The organism is Actinomyces sp. HMSC075C01, assembly GCF_001812965.1.
Classification (GTDB): domain Bacteria; phylum Actinomycetota; class Actinomycetes; order Actinomycetales; family Actinomycetaceae; genus Actinomyces; species Actinomyces acetigenes.
Map to the genome: position 1 here is coordinate 1 of NZ_KV810986.1, position 1,852 is coordinate 1,852.

Consider the following 1,852-nt stretch of genomic DNA (forward strand, 5'->3'; position numbering starts at 1 on the left):
GGGGCATGCTCCTGGCCGCGCCGGCGATGACGGCAGCGTCCTTCGCGTCGGTCGTGGCGCTACCCGGTGCCAGGTCGGCGATGCGGCGCATCGACAGTCCGGGCAGGTAGCCCACGGTGATGCCCATGTCCTGGTCCACCGCCACCGCCAGGGCCCCTGATGGTGGCAGGCTGGTCCACCACCACCAGCATGCTCCCGTGATCGACCAGCTTCTCGTAGAGAGCCGCAGGCGCTCCTCGTCGTTGGACAGGGCCCTGTCGAGGACCCTCCGGCCCGTCCCGGCTCAGGGCCGTGGCCCAGTGCTCTGCCTTACCGACGCCCGGTACCGATGAAGACCTCGATGTCCTCGATATCCATCTCTCCTGCCGCCTCTCGCTGCGTGGGTGCAGGGCCAGCCGGTGGACGACCGGCCCCCGCACCCACGCCTGCGAAAGACCTCTACCGCTTTGCGGCGGGTCGTTCCCCTTATCAGCAGTCACCAGCGCCCGACTGCCACAGGCGACTTTCACCCCCCGGATCATTAACACAGACGGGGACAAGACATCATGCCCACAGCAGCCGGCCCAGCCCCCGGCACCTACCACCCGGGACCACCAACAAGGTAACGGGGGCAGGCGAGCCGCGCATTGAGTCCCGTGGTCTTATGCTTAAGTAGAGTTCAGGATGGCCGGCCCAGGACCAACACTGAAACAGAGTGCCATCGATGATCAGTTGGGCTGTGAAATCCAGGTCCTCCCGTCGGCACGCGCTCATGGAGGGCGGTGGCGACCAGGGGCGTGTAGGCGGCGATGATGCGTGAGGCGGTGGCCTGCGAGACGTCGTAGGCCACGGCGAGCAGCGCCTGGGGCAGGTTGCGCCCCAGGGTGGTCAGAGCCAGACGCACACAGGAACAGGCCCAGCACCCGGGCCCCGACCACCGGCAAATCGGGGTTCTCTGTGTAAATCCTCTCGCACAGGTCCACAACCTCGATGCAAGTGATCCTCGTGCCACTACGTTGAGTCGACTTAGACACCAAAACTCTCCCAAGAGCAACGCCACCTTACTTAGCGACACACACCCCTTTAAAACATTCTAAACACCCCCATGAATAAGCCTCCTGGACTATGCGGTCGATTGCGGGAGTCCAACCATCTTGGGGCCTCAACCTTGGGGCCTCAACCTTGGGGCCTCAACCGTTTTGAGGGGGCGTCGCCCTCGTCAACCGCGGTTGACATTAACACTCGAGAGCCGGGATGCCCTCCCACGGTGGGAGCTTGAGCGTCTTGGGCCAACACCGCTGGATGCCTCAGTGGTCGGGACCTGGGCGGTATCAATACCGTTGTGGGCGAAGTTATCCACCGTGTTGGCAGTGAAAGCGTCGTTCCCGGGTGAGCATGAGGGTCTGTGAGCCCAGGCGAGTTGCGGTGATGGCGTGGTTTTCGCCCTTTCCTCCGCAGTTCATGCGGAGGTCGAGGGTCTCAACAGCCTCGCCCTCGCGGGTCGTGCCGCGGATGTGGGAGATAAGGTCGATCATGTTGAAGCCGCTAACGGCGACGTCTTTGCCAGTTCGCAAGCCGTTTTTTTCCGGGATAGCAGGAAGCAAGGGATGTTGGCGATGGGGATCGGGGCGAGACGCGGGATACTAGGCGACCGGCTGGAAACTGGGGCCCGATGGTACTGGTGCGCCTAGGTCAAAAATCCAAGACTACATTTTGGTCACCGTTCGGTCGATTTGGGTAAGGCGGCCTGGGGCTCGGAAGCGCTCGGGTGCGAGGCGAGGCCGGCGGGAACGTGTCCGTATGGGGCGCCTTTGGCGACGAGCCGGTCGAGAGCCATTGGCATCTGTACAGGTCAGAGCGTTACGGGTCGGCT

General features: G+C 63.6%; 2 protein-coding genes. Both read right to left on the minus strand.

Annotation, left to right across the window (positions count from 1 at the left end; all coding sequences use genetic code 11):
- A partial coding sequence (locus HMPREF2883_RS15060) for an IS110 family transposase (protein ID WP_176747153.1) occupies positions 1-250 on the minus strand: 250 nt, incomplete at its 3' end.
- 408 nt (positions 251-658) lie between these two features.
- Positions 659-883 (minus strand): transposase family protein, encoded by a 225-nt coding sequence (locus HMPREF2883_RS15470; protein WP_256277348.1) that lies wholly within the window; start codon positions 881-883, stop codon positions 659-661.
- Positions 884-1,852: the final 969 nt, after the last annotated feature.